Origin of the sequence: Paractinoplanes lichenicola (assembly GCF_016785085.1) — a bacterium.
In the GTDB taxonomy this organism is placed as follows: domain Bacteria; phylum Actinomycetota; class Actinomycetes; order Mycobacteriales; family Micromonosporaceae; genus Actinoplanes; species Actinoplanes lichenicola.
In genome coordinates this window covers 669,730-686,705 of record NZ_JAENHO010000005.1, presented here as the reverse complement: position 1 = coordinate 686,705, position 16,976 = coordinate 669,730, and the positions used below count along the sequence as shown (strand labels likewise).

At 69.3% G+C, this 16,976-nt stretch carries 15 protein-coding genes and 1 pseudogene; 5 read left to right on the top strand and 11 right to left on the bottom strand.

Annotation, left to right across the window (positions count from 1 at the left end):
- Positions 1 to 18: 18 nt before the first annotated feature.
- From JKJ07_RS20645 to JKJ07_RS20610, 8 genes and pseudogenes are all read right to left on the bottom strand, one after another.
- Positions 19 to 342, bottom strand: a pseudogene (locus tag JKJ07_RS20645) (metal-sulfur cluster assembly factor); the annotation flags it as partial.
- A gap of 17 nt (positions 343 to 359) precedes the next feature.
- Positions 360 to 827: a Fe-S cluster assembly sulfur transfer protein SufU gene (gene sufU, locus JKJ07_RS20640; RefSeq protein ID WP_202993209.1), complete on the bottom strand. Its 468-nt coding sequence runs from the start codon at positions 825 to 827 to the stop codon at positions 360 to 362.
- The gene (locus tag JKJ07_RS20635; RefSeq protein ID WP_202993208.1) at positions 824 to 2,053 is read right to left on the bottom strand and encodes a cysteine desulfurase; all 1,230 of its coding nucleotides are present in this window, start codon (positions 2,051 to 2,053) and stop codon (positions 824 to 826) included. Before JKJ07_RS20635 ends, sufU begins: the two co-directional genes overlap by 4 nt.
- A gap of 16 nt (positions 2,054 to 2,069) precedes the next feature.
- A complete protein-coding gene (gene sufC, locus JKJ07_RS20630; protein ID WP_202993207.1) occupies positions 2,070 to 2,831 on the bottom strand; it encodes a Fe-S cluster assembly ATPase SufC in 762 nt (253 codons plus the stop codon).
- On the bottom strand, positions 2,828 to 3,160 hold the full coding sequence (locus JKJ07_RS20625) for a non-heme iron oxygenase ferredoxin subunit (RefSeq protein ID WP_202993206.1): 333 nt from the start codon (positions 3,158 to 3,160) through the stop codon (positions 2,828 to 2,830). The genes sufC and JKJ07_RS20625 overlap by 4 nt, the downstream gene beginning before the upstream one ends.
- Positions 3,157 to 4,287, bottom strand: a complete 1,131-nt coding sequence (gene sufD, locus JKJ07_RS20620; protein WP_202993205.1) for a Fe-S cluster assembly protein SufD — start codon at positions 4,285 to 4,287, stop codon at positions 3,157 to 3,159. The genes JKJ07_RS20625 and sufD overlap by 4 nt, the downstream gene beginning before the upstream one ends.
- A 4-nt stretch (positions 4,288 to 4,291) precedes the next feature.
- Positions 4,292 to 5,713, bottom strand: coding sequence for a Fe-S cluster assembly protein SufB (sufB, locus tag JKJ07_RS20615; RefSeq protein ID WP_202993204.1), 1,422 nt, complete (start codon positions 5,711 to 5,713; stop codon positions 4,292 to 4,294).
- A complete protein-coding gene (locus JKJ07_RS20610; protein WP_438871427.1) occupies positions 5,710 to 6,432 on the bottom strand; it encodes a helix-turn-helix transcriptional regulator in 723 nt (240 codons plus the stop codon). Before JKJ07_RS20610 ends, sufB begins: the two co-directional genes overlap by 4 nt.
- Positions 6,433 to 6,521: 89 nt before the next feature.
- On the opposite strand from JKJ07_RS20610, the gene JKJ07_RS20605 reads away from it, so the two are divergent.
- Positions 6,522 to 7,472, top strand: coding sequence for a COX15/CtaA family protein (locus tag JKJ07_RS20605; protein ID WP_202993202.1), 951 nt, complete (start codon positions 6,522 to 6,524; stop codon positions 7,470 to 7,472).
- Between the two features lie 737 nt (positions 7,473 to 8,209).
- Here JKJ07_RS20605 and JKJ07_RS20600 read toward each other — a convergent pair.
- The 3 genes from JKJ07_RS20600 to JKJ07_RS20590 all read right to left on the bottom strand — a co-directional run bounded on the left by JKJ07_RS20600 (position 8,210) and on the right by JKJ07_RS20590 (position 10,780).
- On the bottom strand, positions 8,210 to 9,115 hold the full coding sequence (locus JKJ07_RS20600; protein ID WP_202993201.1) for an ATP-grasp domain-containing protein: 906 nt from the start codon (positions 9,113 to 9,115) through the stop codon (positions 8,210 to 8,212).
- Position 9,116: 1 nt separating this feature from the next.
- Positions 9,117 to 9,410 (bottom strand): hypothetical protein, encoded by a 294-nt coding sequence (locus JKJ07_RS20595; RefSeq protein WP_184952708.1) that lies wholly within the window; start codon positions 9,408 to 9,410, stop codon positions 9,117 to 9,119.
- Between the two features lie 404 nt (positions 9,411 to 9,814).
- Positions 9,815 to 10,780, bottom strand: a complete 966-nt coding sequence (locus JKJ07_RS20590; protein WP_202993339.1) for a heme o synthase — start codon at positions 10,778 to 10,780, stop codon at positions 9,815 to 9,817.
- A 285-nt stretch (positions 10,781 to 11,065) separates the two neighbouring features.
- Between JKJ07_RS20590 and tkt the strand changes: the two genes are divergently transcribed.
- From tkt to JKJ07_RS20570, 4 genes are all read left to right on the top strand, one after another.
- Complete coding sequence (gene tkt / locus JKJ07_RS20585) at positions 11,066 to 13,198, top strand: transketolase (RefSeq protein WP_202993200.1); 2,133 nt, start codon at positions 11,066 to 11,068, stop codon at positions 13,196 to 13,198.
- 11 nt (positions 13,199 to 13,209) lie between these two features.
- On the top strand, positions 13,210 to 14,346 hold the full coding sequence (gene tal / locus JKJ07_RS20580) for a transaldolase (RefSeq protein ID WP_202993199.1): 1,137 nt from the start codon (positions 13,210 to 13,212) through the stop codon (positions 14,344 to 14,346).
- A 93-nt stretch (positions 14,347 to 14,439) separates the two neighbouring features.
- Positions 14,440 to 15,957, top strand: coding sequence for a glucose-6-phosphate dehydrogenase (zwf, locus tag JKJ07_RS20575; RefSeq protein WP_202993338.1), 1,518 nt, complete (start codon positions 14,440 to 14,442; stop codon positions 15,955 to 15,957).
- Complete coding sequence (locus JKJ07_RS20570; RefSeq protein ID WP_202993198.1) at positions 15,954 to 16,967, top strand: glucose-6-phosphate dehydrogenase assembly protein OpcA; 1,014 nt, start codon at positions 15,954 to 15,956, stop codon at positions 16,965 to 16,967. Before zwf ends, JKJ07_RS20570 begins: the two co-directional genes overlap by 4 nt.
- Positions 16,968 to 16,976 lie beyond the last annotated feature (9 nt).

Sequence of the window (16,976 nt, the reverse complement as noted above, 5' to 3'; positions counted from 1 at the left end):
AAAGGGGTCCGACAGAAATCAGACGTTGAAGCCCAGCGCGCGCAGCTGCTCGCGGCCGTCGTCGGTGATCTTGTCGGGGCCCCACGGCGGCAGCCAGACCCAGTTGATGCGGAAGTCGGCGACCAGGCCGCCACCGGGGCCCTTGGTCAGCGCCGTCCGCGTCTGGTCCTCGATGACGTCGGTCAGCGGGCACGCCGCCGAGGTGAGCGTCATGTCGAGGGTGGCGATGTTCTCGTCGTCGACGTGGGTGCCGTAGACGAGGCCGAGGTCGACGACGTTGATCCCCAGCTCGGGGTCGACGACGTCCTTCATCGCCTCTTCGATGTCGTCGATGGACGCCTTGGAAACGGCCGAGTCGGTCATGCCTTCACCTCTGAGGAAGCAGCAGTTACGTCAACACCAGCGCGTGCGGCCGCGTCCTTGAACGCCATCCACGGCAGCAGCGCGCACTTCACCCGGGCCGGGAACTTGGCCACCCCGGCGAACGCGATCCCGTCGCCGAGCACGTCCTCGTCCGGTTCGACCTGGCCACGCCCCTGCATCAGCGCCACGAACGCGTCCTGGATTCCCGCCGCTTCCGCAGCCGTACGCCCCTGGAGCAGCTCGTGCAGCACGGACGCGGACGCCTGGCTGATCGAGCACCCCAACCCGTCGTACGAAATGTCGGAAAACGTGTCGGAAGAAGCGGCCACCCGGACCGTGATCTCGTCGCCACAGGTCGGGTTGACGTGGTGCGCCTCACCGTTGAACGGGTCACGCAGCCCACGCCCGTGCGGGTGCTTGTAGTGGTCCAGGATGATCTCCTGGTAGAGCCCGTCGAGCATCATCCGAACACCTTCCGGACCTGGTCGAGGCCGCGGGCGAGGGAGTCGATCTCGTCCGTGGTCGTGTAGAGGTAGAACGACGCGCGGGTCATCGCCGGCACCCCGAACCGTACGCAGGTGGGCTTGGCGCAGTGATGCCCGACCCGCACCTCGACACCGAGCGCGTCGAGCACCTGGCCCACGTCGTGGGGGTGTACCCCGTCGACGGCGAACGAAAGCGTGCCGCCGCGCCCCTCCGGGGTGGCCGGCCCGAAGATGCTCACCCCGGGCACGTCGGCCAGGGTCTTCAACGCGTACGCGGTGATCTCCTGCTCGTGCCGGTGGACGGCCTCCATGCCCAGCGCGTTCAGATAGTCGACGGCCGCGCCCAGACCGACCGCCTCGGCGATGGGCGGGGTGCCCGCCTCGAACCGGGCCGGCGGCGGGGCGTAGGTCGTGCCGGTCATCGTGACCGTCTCGATCATCGAGCCGCCGGCCAGGAACGGCGGCATGGCGGCCAGCAGGTCGTACCGGCCCCAGAGCACGCCGATGCCGGTCGGGCCGAGCATCTTGTGCCCGGTGAACGCGATGAAGTCGGCCCCGAGCTGCTGCACGTCGACCGGCAGGTGCGGCACCGACTGCGAGCAGTCGAGCAGCACGAGCGCGCCGACCTCGTGCGCCCGCGCCACGATCGGCGCCACGTCGTTGATCGTGCCCAGCACGTTCGACATGTGCACGACCGAAACGATCTTCGTCCGCTCGTTGATCAACTCGTCAATGGAGTCAAGAGCGAGACGGCCCTCGTCGGTCACCCCGAACCATCGCAGGGTCGCGCCCGTCCGCTCGCACAGCAGCTGCCACGGGACGATATTCGAGTGATGCTCCATCTCGGAGATCACGATCTCGTCGCCCGGCTTCAGCGCCAGGTGCTGCCCGAGCGAATGCGCGACCAGGTTGATCGCCTCGGTCGAGTTCTTCGTGAAGACGATCTCGTCGGGGGTCGCCGCGCCGATGAAGGCCGCGACCTTGCCGCGGGCCTCCTCGTACGCCGACGTGGCCTCGGTGCCGAGCGTGTGCACCGAGCGGGACACGTTGCCGTTGTGCCGCTCGTTGTGCAGGCGCATCGCCTTGATCACCTGCGCCGGTTTCTGCGAGGTGTTCGCGCTGTCCAGATAGACCAGCGGGTGGCCGTTGACCTCCCGCGAGAGGATCGGGAAGTCGGCTCGGATCCGGGCCACGTCGAACGTCATTGTTCTGTACCCTCCGTCAGACCCGGGCGCCGACGTAGCGCTCGTAGCCCTCGGCCTCGAGCTGCTCGGCGAGCTCCGGGCCACCCTCCTGCACGATCTTGCCGGCCACGAACACGTGCACGAAGTCCGGCTTGATGTAGCGCAGGATGCGCGTGTAGTGCGTGATCAGCAGCAGGCCGGTCTCGCCGTTCTCGCGGACCCGGTTGACGCCCTCGCTGACGACGCGCAGCGCGTCGATGTCGAGGCCCGAGTCGGTCTCGTCGAGGATCGCCATCTTCGGCTTGAGCAGCTCGAGCTGCATGATCTCGTGCCGCTTCTTCTCGCCGCCGGAGAAGCCCTCGTTGACGTTGCGCTGGGCGAACGCCGGGTCCATCTGCAGCTTCTCCATGGCCGTACGCAGCTCGCCGGCCCACGTGCGCAGCTTGGGGGCCTCGCCCTCGATCGCCGTCTTCGCCGTACGCAGGAAGTTCGCCACCGAGACGCCGGGCACCTCGACCGGATACTGCATCGCCAGGAACAGGCCGGCCCGGGCGCGCTCGTCGACCGTCATGTCGAGGACGTTGTCGCCGTCCAGCGTCACCGAGCCGCCGGTGATCTCGTACTTCGGGTGGCCCGCGATGGAGTAGGCCAGCGTCGACTTGCCCGAGCCGTTCGGACCCATGATGGCGTGGGTCTCGCCCGACTTCACGGTCAGGTCGACCCCGGCCAGGATCGGCTTCAGCTCGCCCTCGGGCAGCTTCACCGACACCTGCAGGTCGCGGATCTCCAGGGTGCTCACGGGTTTACTCCATTACTCGGGGTCGTCGAAACATAGATGTCGCCGTCGCGGATCTCGACGGGGAAGGTCGCCACCGGGGAGAACGCGGGCGGGCCGCTCGGCTCGCCGGTGCGCAGGTCGAACCGGGAGCCGTGCAGCCAGCACTCGAGCAGGCACCCCTCGACCTCGCCCTCGGAGAGCGGGACGGCGGCGTGGGAGCACTCATCGCGTACGGCGTAGAAGTTGTCGTCGTCGGCGTGGACCACCGCGATGTCGACACCGTCGAGCTCGACCGAGATCGCGGTGCCCTTGGCGACCTCGGAGGCCGCGCCGACGAGCTCGAAGGTCACGACGAGTACTCCGCCAGCCGGTTCTCGATGGCCGCGCCCAGCCGCTCGCGCAGCTCCTCGACCGGGATCTTGTTGATCAGCTCGGCGAAGAAGCCACGGACGACGAGCTTGCGCGCCTCGGCCTCGGGGATGCCCCGCGCCATGAGGTAGAACAGCTGCTCCTCGTCGAAGCGGCCGGTCGCGCTGGCGTGCCCGGCCCCGACGATCTCGCCGGTCTCGATCTCGAGGTTGGGCACCGAGTGGGCCACGGCGCCGTCGGTCAGGATCAGGTTGCGATTGATCTCGTACGTCTCCGTGCCCGTCGCCGCGGCGCGGATCAGCACGTCGCCGACCCAGACCGTCTGCGCGGACGCACCCTGCAGGGCGCCCCGGTAGCCGACGTAGCTGCGGCAGTCCGGCACCGAGTGGTCGACCAGCTGGCGGTGCTCGAAGTGCTGGCCGGCGTCGGCGAAGTAGAGACCCCACAGCTCGGCGTCGCCACCGCGGCCGGCGTATTCCACGCTGGTGAACTGGCGGACCAGGTCGCCGCCCAGCGCCACCTGCACGTGGCTGGCCCGGGCGTCGCGGCCGAGGCGGATCTTGACGTGCTGCGCCTGCACCGCGCCGGCGTCCCAGTCGGCGATCGTCACGAAGGTGAGCTGCGCGCTGTCGCCGACCACGACCTCGATGTTGTCGGCCAGGGTGGCCGTGCCGGTCTGCTCGAGCACGAGCGTGACCTTGGCGAACGCGCCGATCTTGACGAACGTACGGGCTGCCGCGGCCTCGCCGCCCTTGCCGACGAGCCGGATGACGACCGCCTGCTCGGGCTCGGTCTCGGGCGCGACCTCGATCAGCGTCACGCCGTCGGCCGAACCGAACGCCAGGGCGCTGATCCGGTCGAACGGCGTGAGCACCGGCTCGGCCGTCGCCCCGCTGGTCACGCTGACGCCGGTGGGCAACTCACCCGTCTCGAGCTGCGGCGCGGCGCCGGTCACCGAGGTGGCGGTGACCAGCTCGCGCAGCCGCTTGATCGGGGTGAAACGCCACTCCTCCTCCAGGCCGTTGACGGCCGGGAACTCGGTGACGTCGAACGACCGCAGCACCTGCGACTTGGTGCTGGGCGGGGCAATCGTTGTTTCGGTGGACATGGTTTTAGCCGACCGCGCCTTCCATCTGGAGCTCAATGAGACGGTTCAACTCGAGGGCGTACTCCATCGGCAGCTCCTTGGCGATCGGCTCGATGAAGCCGCGCACGATCATCGCCATCGCCTCGTCCTCGGTCAGGCCGCGGCTCATCAGATAGAAGAGCTGGTCGTCGCTGACCTTGGAGACGGTCGCCTCGTGCCCCATCGCCACGTCGTCCTCGCGGATGTCGACGTAAGGGTAGGTGTCCGAGCGGCTGACGGTGTCGACCAGGAGTGCGTCGCACTTGACCGTGCTCTTGGAGGACTCCGAGCCCTCCAGCACCTGCACCAGACCCCGGTACGACGTGCGGCCGCCGCCCCGGGCGATCGACTTCGAGATGATCGTCGAGGAGGTGTGCGGCGCGGCGTGCACCATCTTGGCGCCCGAGTCCTGGTGCTGGCCCTCGCCGGCCATGGCGATCGAGAGCACCTCGCCCTTGGCGTGCGGGCCGGTCATGTAGACGGCCGGGTACTTCATCGTCACCTTGGAGCCGATGTTGCCGTCGATCCACTCCATGGTCGCGCCCTCTTCGCAGGTGGCGCGCTTGGTGACCAGGTTGTAGACGTTGTTCGACCAGTTCTGGATGGTCGTGTAACGCACCCGGGCGTTCTTCTTGACGACGATCTCGACGACCGCGGAGTGCAGCGAGTCCGACGAGTAGATCGGCGCGGTGCAGCCCTCGACGTAGTGCACGTACGAGCCCTCGTCGGCGATGATCAGCGTCCGCTCGAACTGGCCCATGTTCTCGGTGTTGATCCGGAAGTAGGCCTGCAGCGGGATGTCGACGTGCACGCCCTTCGGCACGTAGATGAACGAGCCACCCGACCACACCGAGGTGTTGAGCGCGGCGAACTTGTTGTCGCCGACCGGGATGACGGTGCCGAAGTACTCCTGGAAGATCTCCGGGTGCTGCTTGAGCGCCGTGTCGGTGTCGAGGAACAGGACGCCCTGCTCCTCGAGGTCCTCACGGATCGCGTGATAGACGACCTCGGACTCGTACTGTGCGGCGACACCGGCCACGAGGCGCTGCTTCTCGGCCTCGGGGATGCCCAGCTTGTCGTACGTCGCCTTGATGTCCTCGGGCAGGTCCTCCCAGCTGGCGGCCTGCTTCTCGGTGGAGCGTACGAAGTACTTGATGTTCTGGAAGTCGATGCCGGTGAGGTCGGCGCCCCAGTTCGGCATGGGCTTGCGGTCGAACAGGCGCAGGCCCTTGAGCCGGAGGTTGAGCATCCACTCGGGCTCGTTCTTCTTCGCGGAGATGTCACGCACCACGGCCTCGGACAGACCGCGCTGAGCCGCGGCACCCGCGACGTCGGCGTCGGCCCAGCCGTACTCGTACTTGCCCAGGGCGGCGAGGTGCTCTTCCTGAGTAGCGATCTGGTCGGTCATGTATCTGTCCTTACCCGTGGGATTGACGGAATGTGCGTGGTGCACACGCCATCACCGTGCGCAATCGTGGCGAGACGCTGAACGTGCGTGCCGATGAGCCTGGAGATGACCTCGGTCTCGGCGTCACAAAGCTGAGGGAACTCGGCGGCCACGTGGGCCACCGGGCAGTGATGCTGGCACAGCTGCCCGCCGGTCGCGATCGTCGACGCGTTGGCAGCGTAGCCCTCGGCGGTCAGCGCTTCGGCGAGCGCCTCCGCCCTGGCCAGGGGGTCGTTGCCGGCCTCCTCGAGCGCGGCCCGGCACCGCTCCTCGAGCGCCACGACCTGGGCCGAGGCGAAGGCGGTGACCCCCTCGGGGCCGTGCTGCTGCGCGATCCAGCGCAGCGCGGCCGTGGCGATGCCGTCGTAGAAGTGCGGGAACGACTCGCGGGCGGCGGCGGTCAGCACGAACGTCTTGGCCGGGCGGCCGCGGCCCCGCGGGCCCTTGCGCGGGCTCTCCCGCGCCTCGACCAGGCTCTCGGCGAGCATCGCGTCGAGGTGTTTGCGGATCGCCGCCGGGCTCAGGCCGAGGCAGGCGCCGAGCTCGGCCGCGGTGGCCGAACCCCGCTCCAGTAGCAGCTGGGCGACCCGGTCACGGGTGCGGCCGTCCGTCGCGCTGGCAGACGCCACCGCTCCGGTCCGGATCAGCACCTCGTTTTTCACTACGGCAACGTTACGTATTTCGGCGGAAGCCTGCAAACCGACCCCCCGGTGATCCATGCCACCGAGGTGCGGGAGTTGCCAAAATCAAGATCAATTGCCTGCGTACGATGCCGAAGGTGAGGTTTTTGCCGCTGCGTCCTCTGGCCCTGGCGTCCCTGGTCGCCAACGTCGCGCTCGTCGTCACCGGTGCGGCGGTCCGGCTCACCGGTTCCGGTCTGGGCTGCCCGACGTGGCCCCGGTGCACCGACGAGTCGTACACGACGACGTCCGAGATGGGCGTGCACGGCGTGATCGAATTCGGCAACCGGCTCCTCACGTTCGCGCTCGGCATCATCGCCGTGGCCTGCGTGATCGCCGCCCTGCTGGAACGCCCCCGCCGCCGCTCCCGGGTCCTGCTGAGCGTCGCGGTGCTGCTCTACATCCCGCTGCAGGCCGTGATCGGCGGCATCACGGTGCTGACCAACCTCAACCCGTGGGTCGTCGGCCTGCACTTCCTGGTCTCGATCGTGATCATTGCTTTCGCGTACGCGTTGTGGCGGCGCGCCGGCGAGGGCGACGGCCTGCCCGTACGCCTGGTGCCGGCCCCGCTGCGCCACCTGGCCTGGATCCTGACCACGGTCTCGGCCTCGGTGATCGCCCTGGGCGTGGTCGTGACCGGCAGCGGCCCGCACGCCGGCGACCTCGACGCCAAACGCAACGGCCTCGACCCCGCCACGGTCTCCCAGGCCCACGCCGACGTGGTGTTCTTGCTGGTCGGCCTCACACTGGCCATGATCTTCGCGCTCCAGGCCGTCAAGGCACCCCGAGCCACCGTACGGGCGGCGATCGTCCTGCTCGCCGTCGAACTGGCCCAGGGCCTGATCGGCTTCGTGCAGTACTTCACGCACCTGCCGGTCCTGCTGGTCGGCGCCCACATGCTCGGCTCCGCCCTGGTCTGGACGTCCACGCTGGCCGTCCTGTGGTCCCTGCGCGCCCGCCCGCTGGAGCCGGCCGAGCCCCCGGTTGAGCCGGCCACCCTCTCCCCCGCCGCGGCCGAGCCCGTCCCCGCCCCGCGCTGACCCAGCTAGCCCTGCTCGCCCCTGGTGTGCTTTCTCGCGGCCTGCCCGAGCGTCTCTCTCGGACCGGCCGAACGCTCTGACCTGGACCTTCACGATCGCCGCCTGTGGATAACCGCGTGTCATCCACAGGCGGCCATTTTGTTCCGACGTTGATCGGCCGGCTCCGGCACGCTCTTCACATGCGACACACGAGCCACACCAACAGCAGCCACCACGTCGGACACAGGCAATCGCGGCGGACCGGCTGAACCATCTGGCTGCCACAGACTCGGCAGGGCTGCCGATCCGAATCCCGTCAGCCGGATCGGCTCCCGCGAGCCCTGCCGACCGGGTGGCGTCCGCCTCGAGCCGAAGGCACCGGCAACCCACCGAATCGGCTCGGCGGGCGTCACCCGCCCACCCGGCGCGCACACCCGTGGCGTCGAGATCGCTGCGCGCGCCCGAGTCGCCCGGGCCGCGCCGCCTCCGCCAGGGCAGCGTCGCCGGGTTCCGGTGAAAGCGCGTCCAGGAAAGAAGGTGAGCCTAAGGAGCACTCCACGATGCGGGCGGCCGCAATCCCGGTGTCCCTGCCGCGGCCGTCTACCAACCAGGGCGCGGGGTGGTGACTCCACTCTCTCCGGTCACCACCCCCGCCGCCGGGCGGGTAGAAGCCGGCCGAGCGCCGACCCGCGACGAGGCGTCGACGGGCGATGAGGTGTGCCGCGGGCAACGAGGTGCCGCGGGGCGCCTGGCGCGGGTCAGAGGCGGTTGATGATGGCCTCGGCCAGGCGGTGGGTGGCGCCCTCGGGCTCGCCCTCGCGGAGGAACAGGCTGGGCTCGGTCAGTTCGAGCTCGACCAGCAGCGGTTCGCCGTCGGGGCCCGGGATCAGGTCGACGCGGGCGTAGAGCAGGCGCTCGGCCCCGCCCGGGATGTGGTCGAGCACGCGGCCGGCCGTGCGGCGCTCGGCGGCGGACGGCGTGCGGGGGTCGATCTGCTCGCTGCCGGGGTCGATCGTGCCCTCGTCGGGGCCGGTCAGCATCGGGCCCTTGCGGATCGCGTGGCTGAACGTCAGCGTGCCGGTCTTGTCGGGCAGGAAGATGAGCGCCGTCTCGCCGAGGTCGTCCACCGCGGACAGGTAGGGCTGCACCATCGCCGTGCGGCCCGCGGCGGACAGGCGGGCCAGGTGGGCCTCGGCCAGGTCGAGCTGGGCGGGCAGTTGATAGCGGCCCGTGTCCTGGCTGCCGGCGCTGACCGTGGGCTTGACGACCCATTCGCCGGTCGCGGGCGGGGTCCAGGCCTGGCCGGGGGCCACGAAGACGGTCGGGGTGACCGGCAGCCCGGCCCGGGCGAGCTCGCCCAGGTAACGCTTGTCGGTGTTCCACTCGAGCACGTCGGCCGGGTTGAGCAGCCGGGGAACACTTCGCGCCCACGCGATGAACTGGTCGCGGCGGGGCACGTAGTCCCACGGCGAGCGGATCACCGCGAGGTCGTAGGCGGCCCAGTCGGCCGCGGGGTCGTCCCAGCGGACGGCGTCGGCCTCGACGCCGCGTTCGCGGAGGGTGTCGCGCAGCGGGTGGTCGTCCTCCCAGAGCTCCGGGAAGAGGTCGCACGTAACGAGAGCGACCCGGGAGTGATCCCGGGTCGCGTGGACTTGGTGGGTCACCTCAGCGGGCCATGCTCCGGCGCGACATCGAACGCCAGAGGTCGTTGCTGGGGCGCATCTGCTCCATGAGCTCGCGCTCCCACTCGTTCTCCACCTCGACCCCGGCGCTCTCGCAAGCCTTGCGGGCGACCATGGTGTCGTCGGCGAACTGGTCGGACCACTCGCCGTCCTGGCCGACGAGAACAATGCGGGCACCGCGCTTGCCGACGTACTCGATGACCGCCTTGGCGCCCCCGTGGCCGGCGGCGAAGGACTTGATCCCCGCGGTCAGTGTCGTATCGGAACCTTGAGCCATGACGGGAAGAGTAAGCACCTGGAAGCCGCGGGCAAGTACCTCCGTGGGCCATTTGTGAGAGGAATTACCTGCAGGTTTAACTGTTGGACACATCGCTATGTAGCGATTAGCCCGAAATGCGCACATCAACGGTTTTCCATCGAACGAGCGACGGACAGTAACCAGTAATCGGGCATATTGGGTCACCTTGTGCGACACCCGTAACCCTGGGCCGACACCGACAAGTACGGGCGGAAGGCGACGACGGTTCAATCCCTACCCACTCGCGCCGCGGTAAACGCAGAAGGCGCGAATCTTGGCACGAAGCCCCACTGAGCACGGAACGGGACGCCGGGGCCGGAAACGGCGACGCGCCCGGCACCGCGGAGAGCGGGCGGGCGCGTACGGGCCGGGAGTTTGAGGCGTCAGATGAGGGCGTCCACCGCGACCGCGATGAACAGGATCGTCAGGTAGGTGATGGACCAGTGGAACAGCCGCATCGGCTTGGCCGGCTCCCCCGCCCGCGTCCGCTTCACCAGCAGCAGGGCCTCGGCCAGGAAGGCCACGCCGGTGCCGATGGCGGCCAGCAGATAGATCAGGCCCAGGCCGAGGTCCCGACCCAGCGCCCAGGCCGCGATCGACGACGCCACGGTGAGCACCGTGAAGAGGATGATCTCGAAGTTGACCCGGCCCGTCGAGCGGACGACCGGCAGCATCGGCACCCCGGCCCGCGCGTAGTCGTCCTTGTATTTGATGGCCAGGGCATAGAAGTGCGGCATCTGCCAAAAGAAGACAACCGCAAAAAGCGCCCATCCCAGCGGGGCCACGGTGCCGGTCACGGCGGCCCAGCCGATGATCACCGGGGCCGAGCCGCAGATGCCGCCCCAGAACGTGTTGGCGGGCGTGCGGCGCTTGAGCCACAGCGTGTAGACGACGTCGTAGTAGAAGATCGCGCCGGCCGTCATCGCCGTGGCCAGCCAGTTGGTGAAGACCGCCATCAGGACGACCGAGACCGCGGCGAGCGTCAGGCCGAAGATGAGCACCGAGCGCGGGGTGACCGTGTTGGCCGGCAGCGGCCGCCGCTTGGTGCGCCGCATGACCTGGTCGATGTCGCGGTCGATGTAGCAGTTGAGCGCGCTCGCGGCGCCGCCCGCCATCGCCCCGCCGATCAGCACCACGGCGAGTGTGCGCAGGTCAGGCCACCCGCCCGCGGCGACCATCATGGTCGGAACCGTCGTCACCAGAAGGAGCTCGACGATCTGCGGCTTGCACAGCGCCAGATAGGCGCGGAACAGGGTTACGAAATCGCGACGCGTCTCGGGGACGGCCGCGGCCGCGGCGTCCTCAGGAACGCCGGGCGCCCGTCCTGCGACGGAACGCTCGGTGATCATGCTCACGGACTGCCACCTTCCGGCTTCGGCACTAGCCAAACTCACGACCATGACCGGCGCCAGCCGGCGGCACGCTGGGACAGCCTACGCTCAGCCATCTGCGCTGCTCCGGCGACCCACATCAAGAGCAAGGCGTCACACGTGAGGGCGCCCGGCGGCACACGTGCCCTGTCCGCTCTCAGCGTATGGGCCTCGGGCGTTCCCCGGGCGCGGGTTTAAGGCAAGTGGATAGGGTCAACCTCAAAAGAGGTTTACCGAAACCATGCCCCGAGGAGCACAACCGACGTGGCTGCCACAGATCCTGCTCTCAATTGGTCCGACCTAGACCGCAAGGCGGTGGACACTGTCCGGGTCCTGGCCATGGACGCCGTCGAGAAGTCCGGCAACGGCCATCCCGGCACGGCGATGAGCCTCGCACCCGCTGCTTACCTGCTGTTCAACCGGGTGATGCGGCATGACCCCACCGACCCGCACTGGGCGGGCCGAGACCGCTTCGTGCTCTCCTGTGGTCACTCCAGCCTCACCCTCTACATTCAGCTCTATCTCAACGGCTTCGGCCTGGCCCTGGACGACCTGGCCTCGCTGCGGCAGTGGGACTCGCTGACCCCCGGCCACCCGGAGTACGGCCACACCCCCGGCGTCGAGGTCACGACCGGCCCGCTCGGCCAGGGCATCGGCAACGCGGTGGGCATGGCGATGGCCGCCCGCCGCGAGCGCGGCCTGTTCGACCCCGAGCCCAAGCCCGGTGACTCTCTGTTCGACCACAACGTTTACGTTCTGTGCTCGGACGGCGACATCGAGGAGGGCGTCAGCCACGAGTCGAGCGCCATCGCCGGCGTGCAGAAGCTCGGCAACCTCACGGTGATCTACGACGACAACGAGATCTCCATCGAGGACGACACCCGGATCGCCAAGAACGAGGACGTCGGCGCGCGCTACGCGGCGTACGGCTGGGACGTGCGGCACGTCGACTGGCGCCAGGGCGACCCGTCGAAGGGCAGCGACTACAACGAGGACGTCGAGGCGCTGCACGCCGCGATCCTCGAGGGCCAGAAGGTCACCGACAAGCCGACGTTCATCGTGCTGCGCACGATCATCGGCTGGCCCGCGCCGAACAAGCAGAACACCGGCAAGATCCACGGCTCCGCGCTGGGCGCCGACGAGGTGGCCGCGACCAAGCAGGTCCTCGGCTTCGACCCGAACGAGAACTTCGCGGTCGCCGACGACGTCCTCGCGCACACCCGCTCGGTCGTCGAGCGGGGCAAGGCCGCCCACGCCGAGTGGACCACCAAGTTCGAGACCTGGGCCAAGGCCAACCCGGAGCGGCGCACGCTGTTCGACCGGCTGACCAAGGGCGAGCTGCCCGAGGGCTGGGAGAAGGCGCTCCCCGAGTTCCCGGCCGACCCCAAGGGCCTGGCCACCCGGGCCGCCTCCGGCAAGATCCTCGAGGCGCTGGCCCCGGTGCTGCCCGAGCTGTGGGGCGGCTCGGCCGACCTCGCCGAGAGCAACAACACCACCATGAAGGGCGAGCCGTCCTTCATCCCCGCCGAATACGCGACCAAGGCGTTCCCCGGCAACGAGTACGGCCGCACGCTGCACTTCGGCATCCGTGAGCACGGCATGGGCTCGGTGCTCAACGGCATCACCGCGAACGGCAAGACCCGCCCGTACGGGGGAACGTTCCTGGTCTTCAGCGACTACATGCGGGGCGCCGTCCGCCTCTCCGCGCTGATGAAGCTCCCGGTCATCTACGTGTGGACGCACGACTCGATCGGGCTCGGCGAGGACGGACCGACCCACCAGCCGATCGAGACCCTGTCCGCGCTGCGGGCCATCGTCGGGCTCGACGTGGTGCGCCCGGCCGACGCCAACGAGACGGCGTGGGCCTGGCGGGGCGCCCTCGAGCACAAGGACCGCCCGACCGGTCTGGCGCTGTCCCGGCAGAATCTGCCCACGATCGACCGCAGCAAGTACGCGTCGGCCGAGGGCACGCTCAAGGGCGGCTACATCCTCTCCGAGGCGTCCGGCGGCGAGCCCAAGGTGATCCTCATCGGCACCGGCTCCGAGGTGCAGTACTGCCTCACCGCGCAGGAGCGCCTCGAGGCCGAGGGCACGCCCACCCGCGTGGTCTCGATGCCGTGCCTCGAGTGGTTCTACGAGCAGGACACCGCATACCAGCAGCAGGTTCTGCCCCGTGGGGTCAAGGCCCGGGTGACGGTCGAGGCCGGCATCCGGCAGAGCTGGGACCGCATCCTCGGTGAGGCCGGCGAGCCGGTCAGCATCGAGCACTACGGCGCCAGCGCGCCCGCCAAGATCCTCTTCGAGCAGTTCGGGTTCACCGCGGACAACGTGGTGGCCAAGGCCAACGCCGCCCTGGCCAAGGTCGGCGAGATCACCGGTCACACGACCGGTAACTGAGGAGTAGGAACATGACCGACAGGCTTGGTGAGCTCTCCGCCGCTGGTGTGGCGGTGTGGCTCGACGACCTCTCCCGTCCCCGGCTGACCACCGGCTCGCTGAAGAAGATGCTGAACGAGCAGCACGTGGTCGGCGTGACGACCAACCCGAGCATCTTCCAGAAGGCGCTGTCCGACGCCGACGCGTACGACGAGCAGCTCAAGGACCTGGCCCGGCAGGGCGTCACGGTCGAAGAGGCCGTACGCCTGATGACCGGCCGTGACGTGCGGGACGCGTGCGACGTCGAGCGCCCGGCCTACGACGCCTCCAACGGTGTCGACGGCCGCGTGTCCATCGAGGTCGACCCGCGCAAGGCGCACGAGACCGAGAGCACCGTGGCCGAGGCCAAGACGCTCTGGTGGCTCGTCGACCGGGAGAACCTGTACATCAAGATCCCGGCGACCCTGGCCGGCCTGCCGGCGATCACCCAGGTGCTGGCCGCGGGCATCAGCGTCAACGTGACCCTGATCTTCTCGAACGAGCGCTACCGCCAGGTCATGGACGCGTTCCTCGACGGCATCGAGCAGGCCAAGGCCAACGGCCACGACATCACCAAGATCGGCTCGGTGGCGTCGTTCTTCGTCTCCCGCGTGGACTCGGAGATCGACAAGCGGCTCGACAAGATCGGCAGCGACGAGGCCAAGGCGCTCAAGGGCAAGGCGGCCATCGCCAACGCCCAGCTCGCCTACGAGGCGTACGAGGAAGTCTTCGGCACCGACCGGTGGAAGGCCCTCGCGGCCGCCGGCGCCCAGCCGCAGCGTCCGCTGTGGGCGTCCACCTCCACCAAGAACCCGGAGTACAAGGACACCATCTACGTCGAGGAGCTGGTGGCTCCGGGCACGGTCAACACCATGCCCGAGTCCGTGATCCACGCGTTCGCCGACCACGGTGAGACCCGTGCCGACGCGGTGACCGGCTCGTACGCGGCCGCCAAGCAGGTCTTCGCCGACCTCGGCACGGTCGGCGTCGACCTGCCCGACGTCTTCAAGGTGCTCGAGGACGAGGGCGTCGACAAGTTCGAGGCCAGCTGGAAGGAGCTGCTCGAGGGCGTCGACAAGTCGCTCAAGGCAGCGGCCAAGGGCTCGAGCAACCCGAGCGACGCGGCCTGATGACATGAGAAGGGGACTCGCTGACGCGAGTCCCCTTCGCCTTGTCCCTGCTAAGACACTTGCTCGACACCGAAAACTGGCAGGATGGACCACGTGGGCAATCCGCTGCGTACCGCACAGGACCGCAGGCTTCCCCGGATCCCGGAGCCGTGCGCTCTGGTGATCTTCGGAGTCACCGGTGACCTGTCCCGAAAGAAGCTCATCCCGGCCGTCTACGACCTGGCCAACCGCGGTCTGCTGCCGCCCGGTTTCGTGGTTCTGGGCTTCGCCCGCCGCGACTGGGGCGACGGCGACTTCGAGTCGCTGGCGTACGAGGCGGCGAAGAAGGGCGCCCGGACCCCGTGGCGCGAGGACGTCTGGCAGCGTCTGGCCAGCCAGTTCCAGTTCGTTCCGGGCTCGTTCGACGACGACGCCGCGTTCGACAGCCTGGCCGAGACGCTCGACGACCTGCGCGAGCGCAACGGCATCCCCGGCAACGCCGCCTTCTACTTCTCCATCCCGCCCGCCGCGTTCCCGCTGGTGCTCAACCAGCTCGCCCGCACGGGGATGGCCGACAACGCCAAGTCCGGCGGCTGGCGCCGGGTCGTGGTCGAGAAGCCGTTCGGCAACGACCTGCAGACCGCCATCTCGCTCAACCAGCTGGTCGACGAGGTCTTCACGCCCGGCGACGTCTACCGCATCGACCACTACCTGGGCAAAGAGACGGTCCAAAACATCTTGGCCCTGCGCTTCGCCAACAGCCTGTTCGAGCCGGTGTGGAACTCCAAATACGTCGACTCCGTGCAGATCACGATGGCCGAGGACGTCGGCATCGGCACCCGCGCCGCGTTCTACGACGCGTCCGGCGCCGCGCGCGACGTGCTGCAGAACCACCTGCTGCAGCTGCTCGCCCTGGTCGCGATGGAGGAGCCGACGAGCTTCGACCCCGACGACGTACGGGCCGAGAAGTTGAAGGTCCTCAAGGCGATCGCCATCCCCAAGGACATCTCCCAGGGCTCGGTGCGCGGGCAATACCTGCCGGGCTGGGTCGCCGGCGAGCGCGCGGTGGGCTACCTGGAGGAGAAGAACATCCCGGCCGACTCCACCACGGAGACGTACGCGGCGGTTCGCCTCGGCATCCAGAACAGGCGCTGGGCCGAGGTCCCCTTCTACGTGCGCGTCGGCAAGCGCATGCCGCGCCGGGTGACCGAGATCGCGATCCTCTTCAAGAAGGCGCCGCACCTGCCGTTCGACCCGGCCGACGTGGAGATGCTGGGCCACAACCAGCTGGTCATCCGCGTGCAGCCCGACGAGGGCGTGGTGCTGAAATACGGCTCCAAGGTGCCCGGCACCACGATGGAGGTCCGCGACATCGCGATGGACTTCCAGTACGGCGAGGCGTTCACCGAGTCCAGCCCCGAGGCGTACGAGCGCCTGGTCCTGGACGTGCTGGTCGGCGACCGGACCCTGTTCCCGGACGCCGCCGAGATCGAGCAGAGCTGGCAGGTCATCGACCCGCTGGAGGCCGCGTGGGCGGGCACCAAGCCCGAGCCCTACCGGGCCGGCGAGTGGGGCCCGCGCGCTTCGGACGAGATGCTGGCCCGCGAGGGCCGGGCCTGGAGGCGAGCATGATCGGCTTGTGGGACACCACCGGCAACGAGGTGGTCAAGGCGCTCGCGGCCGAGCGACGCAGCGCCGGCGGGGTGGCCTCCGGGCTCGCCCTGACCCTGGTCGCCGTGGTCGAGGAGAAGAAGGTCCGCGAGGCCGAGGCGGCCGCCACGATCGCCGCCGCCGCGCACCCGTGCCGGCTGCTCATCGTGGTGCGCTCCGACCTCGAGGGCCGCAGCCGCCTCGACGCCGAGATCGTCGTCGGTGGCCGGCTCGGCCCGGCCGAGGCGGTCGTGATGCGCATGTACGGCCGGCTCGCGCTGCACGCCGAGTCGGTGGTCATGCCGCTGCTCGCGCCGGACGTCCCGGTCGTCAGCTGGTGGCATCAGGAGCCGCCGGACACCATCGCCAACGACTTCCTCGGCGTGGTGGCCGACCGCCGGATCACCGACTGCGCGCAGGCGCCCGACCCGGTGGCCGCCCTGCGGCAGCGGGCCGCCGACTACGCGCCCGGCGACACCGACCTCACCTGGACCCGCATCACCCTGTGGCGCACCCTGGTCGCCGGGGCCTTCGACACCACCGAGGAGCGCGTCGTCGGCGCGACCATCGTGGCGCCGAGCAAGGACCCGACGGCCTGGCTGATGAAGGGCTGGCTGCAGTCCCGGCTGGGCATCGTGCCCGAGCTGCAGGCGGCCGAGCGCGCCCCGCGGATGCACTCGGTACAGCTGCTCTGCGCCAACGGCGACACGGTGACGGTGACCCGCGAGGAGAACACCGCGCTGTTCAGCCGCACCGGCCAGGAGGACCGCTACATGCCGCTGCCCAAGCGGCCGGTCGGCGACGAGCTGGCCGAGGAGCTGCGCCGGCTCGACGCCGACCAGATCTACGCCGACGCGCTCGGCGCGATGGCCGGGGTGTCCGGTCTCGACCACCGGCCGCCGATGCGCGTGCACGTGTGGAAGGACCCGGCGCTGGCGGCCAAGGCCGACGAGGAGGGCGCCATGGCGGGCCCGGGCGGATCAGCCGCATAACAAGTTCGT

Excerpts from the sequence above, each read along its gene's own strand:
- sufU (WP_202993209.1), bottom strand. The coding sequence starts at position 827 with ATGATGCTCGACGGGCTCTACCAGGAGATCATCCTGGACCACTACAAG.
- JKJ07_RS20635 (WP_202993208.1), bottom strand. The coding sequence starts at position 2,053 with ATGACGTTCGACGTGGCCCGGATCCGAGCCGACTTCCCGATCCTCTCG.
- sufD (WP_202993205.1), bottom strand. The coding sequence starts at position 4,287 with ATGTCCACCGAAACAACGATTGCCCCGCCCAGCACCAAGTCGCAGGTG.
- sufB (WP_202993204.1), bottom strand. The coding sequence starts at position 5,713 with ATGACCGACCAGATCGCTACTCAGGAAGAGCACCTCGCCGCCCTGGGC.
- JKJ07_RS20605 (WP_202993202.1), top strand. The coding sequence starts at position 6,522 with ATGCCGAAGGTGAGGTTTTTGCCGCTGCGTCCTCTGGCCCTGGCGTCC.
- JKJ07_RS20595 (WP_184952708.1), bottom strand. The coding sequence starts at position 9,410 with ATGGCTCAAGGTTCCGATACGACACTGACCGCGGGGATCAAGTCCTTC.
- JKJ07_RS20590 (WP_202993339.1), bottom strand. The coding sequence starts at position 10,780 with ATGATCACCGAGCGTTCCGTCGCAGGACGGGCGCCCGGCGTTCCTGAG.
- tal (WP_202993199.1), top strand. The coding sequence starts at position 13,210 with ATGACCGACAGGCTTGGTGAGCTCTCCGCCGCTGGTGTGGCGGTGTGG.
- JKJ07_RS20570 (WP_202993198.1), top strand. The coding sequence starts at position 15,954 with ATGATCGGCTTGTGGGACACCACCGGCAACGAGGTGGTCAAGGCGCTC.